Source organism: Lysobacter sp. CA196 (genome assembly GCF_052078695.1).
GTDB lineage: Bacteria > Pseudomonadota > Gammaproteobacteria > Xanthomonadales > Xanthomonadaceae > Lysobacter.
In genome coordinates this window covers 1-4,185 of record NZ_JBQJIN010000061.1, presented here as the reverse complement: position 1 = coordinate 4,185, position 4,185 = coordinate 1, and the positions used below count along the sequence as shown (strand labels likewise).

At 69.4% G+C, this 4,185-nt stretch carries 1 protein-coding gene; it reads left to right on the top strand.

Annotation, left to right across the window (positions count from 1 at the left end; translation table 11 throughout):
- Window positions 1–4,185 (top strand): amino acid adenylation domain-containing protein (locus ACTOWK_RS23525; RefSeq protein WP_441332495.1); only part of this gene is annotated, 4,185 nt, incomplete at both ends.

The window sequence follows — 4,185 nt, the reverse complement described above, 5'->3', positions numbered from 1 at the left end:
TCGGTGCGCGAGCTGCTGCTGCGTCTGCAGCACGAACAATCGGCACTGCTCGATCACCAGCATCTCGGCCTGACCGAGATTCAGCGCCTGGCCGGGCACGGCGAGTTGTTCGACACCTTGGTGGTGTTCGAGAACTTCCCGGTCGGCGAAGACCAGGAGGACGCGCCGGACGCGCTGCGCATCGCCCTGCACAGCCACCACGGCGGCGACACCTCGCATTACCCGGTCGGCCTGGCGCTGATTCCGGGCCAGCCGTATCAACTCAAGCTGAGCTACCGCCCCGACTTGTTCACGCGTGACGAGGTACTGCGCCTGGGCGGCCGTTATCAGCGTTTGCTGGAAGCCTTTGTGGCCGATGCACAGCAGCCGGTCGGCCGCATCGAGCTGCTCGATGCCGCGGAATCGGCGCAGGTGCTGCTTGAGTGGAACGCGACCGAGCACGCGGTACCGGCGCAAACTTTGGCCGATCTGCTCAGCGCGCAAGCCATGCGCACGCCCGAGGCGATCGCGGTGGTGTTCGAAGGCGAACAACTCAACTACGCCGAACTCGACGCGCGCGCCAACCGCCTCGCCCGTCGCTTGATCGCCGACGGCATCGGCCCGGAGGCTGTCGTCGGCGTGGCCCTGCCGCGCTCGCTGGAACTGGTCGTCGCCCTGTGCGCGGTGCTCAAGAGCGGGGCGGCCTATCTGCCGCTCGACACCGACTACCCGAGCGACCGCCTCGCTCACATGATCGCCGACGCCGCGCCGGTGCGGATCGTGACGCGCGGCGATGTGGTCGAACGCCTGCCTGCGCACGACGGGCTGCTGCGCGTCGACGACGCCAGCTTCGTTGCTTCGCTGGACGGTTTCGCGAGCAGCGCGCCTAACGACGCGGATCGCACGCGCCCGCTGCACCTCGATCACCCGGCTTACGTGATCTACACCTCCGGCTCGACCGGCACGCCGAAGGGCGCGGTGATTCCGCACCGCGGCATCGTCAACCGCCTGGCCTGGATGCAGGGCGAGTACGCCTTGCAGGCCGACGACGCGGTGCTGCAGAAGACCCCGACCAGCTTCGACGTGTCGGTGTGGGAGCTGTTCTGGCCGCTGCTGCACGGTGCGCGCTTGATCGTCGCCCGCCCCGACGGCCACCGCGACCCGGCTTACCTCGCCGAGCTGATCCAGCGCGAACGCGTCACCACCGTGCACTTCGTCGCCTCGATGCTCGAAATGTTCGTGCAGGAACCCGGCGCGGCTGCCTGTACCAGCCTGCGCCGCATTATCTGCGGCGGCGAAGCGCTGTCGGCGGACCTGCGCCATCGCGTTGCCGAGCATATCGGCCGGCCGCTGCACCATTCCTACGGCCCGACCGAAGTCTCGGTCGGCGTCACCGCCTGGCCTTGCCATGAAGTCGAAGAGGGCCCGATCCCGATCGGCGGGCCGATCTGGAACACGCGCCTGTACGTGCTCGACACCGCGCTGCGGCCGGTGCCGGCCGGGGTCACCGGCGAGCTGTACATCGCCGGCGACGGCCTGGCGCGCGGCTATCTGCGCCGCGCCGCGCTCAGCGCCGAACGCTTCGTCGCCGATCCCTTCGTTGCCGGCGAGCGCATGTACCGCTCCGGCGACCTCGCCAGTTGGCGCGAGGACGGGGTCATCGTCCACCGCGGCCGCGTCGACCATCAGGTCAAGTTGCGCGGCTTCCGCATCGAACTCGGCGAGATCGAGGCCGAACTCGCGCGCGCCGGCTACCCGCGCAACAGCGCGATCGTGCGCGAGGACCGGCCGGGGCAGAAGCAGATCGTCGCTTACCTGGTTTCCACTTCGGAAGTGAACCGCGAAGCGCTGCGCGAGACCTTGGCCGCGCGCCTGCCCGAGTACATGGTGCCGGCCGCCATCGTGGTCCTCGACGCCTTGCCGCAGTTGCCGAACGGCAAGCTCGACCGCAAGGCCTTGCCGGCGCCGGACTTCGTCCCGGCCAGCCAGCGCGCCCCGCGCAACCCACGCGAGCAAACCCTGTGCGCACTGTTCGCCGACGTGCTCGGTCTGTCCGACGAACACGCCGCCCAGCTCGGCATCGACGACAGCTTCTTCGTCCTCGGCGGCCACTCGCTGCTGGCGATCCGCTTGATCAGCCGCATCCGCGCCGAACTCGATGTCGAGTTGTCGATCCGCAGCTTGTTCGAGACCCCGACCGTCGCCGGCCTCGCCCTCTCGCTCGACCCCCACCAACGCCGGCGCCTGGCGCTGCGGCCGATGCCACGTCCGCAGGCCCTGCCGCTGTCGTTCGCGCAACGCCGGCTGTGGTTCCTGCACCAGTTCGAAGGCCCCAGCGCGACCTACAACATGCCGCTGGCCTTGCGCCTGGACGGCGAGTTGAACGTCGACGCCTTGCGTGCCGCGCTCGCCGACCTGTGCGAGCGCCACGAAAGCCTGCGCACGGTGTTCCCCGCCGGTGAAGTGCCGAGCCAACAAGTCCTCGACCGCGCTATCCCGGTGTTGGACCTCGTCGACAGCGATGAAGCCGATCTGGCCGACACGCTGTCGCAAGCCGCCGCCTACGCCTTCGACCTGCGCCACGAGATTCCGCTGCGCGCGACCTTGGTCCGGCTCGGCCCGCAACAGCACGCGTTGCTGCTGTTGCTGCACCACATCGCCGGCGATGGCGCCTCGCTGGCGCCGCTCGCGCGCGACCTGGCCGAGGCCTATGCCGCGCGTCTGGCCGGCCAGGCCCCGATCCGTGCGCCGCTACCGGTGCAGTACGCCGACTACACCTTGTGGCAGCAACAACTGCTCGGCGACGAAGCCGATCCGACCAGCCTGATCTCGGTGCAGATCGGCTACTGGCGGGAAGCGTTGGCCGGCCTGCCCGAACAGATCGAACTGCCGAGCGACCGGCCGCGCCCGCCGCGCGCGAGCTATCGCGGCGGCCAGTGCGGCTTCGTGCTCGATGCCGACACCCATGCGCGCCTGCGTGCGATCGCACGCCGCCACCACGCGACCTTGTTCATGGTCCTGCAGGCCGCGCTCGCCGCGACCCTGACCCGGCTCGGCGCCGGCACCGACCTCGCCATCGGCACGCCGATCGCCGGCCGCCAGGATGCCGCCCTGCACGAACTCGTGGGCTTGTTCCTCAATACCCTGGTGCTGCGCACCGACACCCGCGGCAACCCGCGCTTCGACGAACTGCTGGCGCGGGTGCGCGCGACCGATCTGGCCGCGTTCGAACACCAGGACCTGCCGTTCGAGCAATTGGTCGACACACTGAAACCCGAGCGTTCGCTGTCCCACCACCCGCTGTTCCAGGTGTTGCTGGTGCTGCAGAACACCGAGCAGGCTGAGCTGCAGTTGCCGGGCCTGCGTGCGCACGCGGCCGAGTTCGCCCTCGATGTGGCCAAGTTCGATCTGAGCGTCGCCTTCTGCGAACGCTTCGACGACGATGGCCAGGCCAGCGGCCTCGACGGCGCACTCGAATACGCCAGCGATCTGTTCGATGCCCCGACCCCCGAAGCCATCGGGCGGCGTTTACAACGCATGCTCGTCGTCATCGCCGAAGACGACGAGCTGCCGATCGGTGCAGTCGAGTTGCTCGACGAGGCCGAGCGCCGCCACCTGCTGCGCGACTGCAACGACACTGCGCACCCGGTCGAATTGGAATCGGTCGCGGCCGCATTCGAGCGCCAGGTCGCCTTGAGCCCGCACGCGATCGCCGTGGTCGGCGACGGCGTCGAGTGGAACTACGCCGAACTCGACCGCCGCGCCGAAGCCTTGGCCCACGAACTACGACGCCACGGCGCCGGCGCCGAACGCGGCGTCGCCCTGCTGCTGCGGCGCTCGCCCGAGCTGGTCGTGGCCGTGCTGGCCGTGCTCAAGACCGGCGCCTACTACCTGCCGCTGCACGAGCAGCATCCTGACGAACGCCTAAGCCAGTTGCTGGACGAGACTAAGGCCACCGTGCTGATCGCGGACGCCGGCGTCGACGCACGCGGCTTCAGCCATCCGCCCCTGTTGCGCCTGGACCGCTTCGATTTCAACGCAGCGACCGAAGCGCGTGTACGCAAGCCGGCGATCCACCCCGAGCAACTGGCTTACGTGATGTACACCTCCGGCTCGACCGGGGTGCCCAAGGGCGTGGCCGTGCGCCAGCGCGACGTGGTCGAGTTCGCCCGCGACCGCCGTTTCGCCAGCGGCCACGAGACCGTG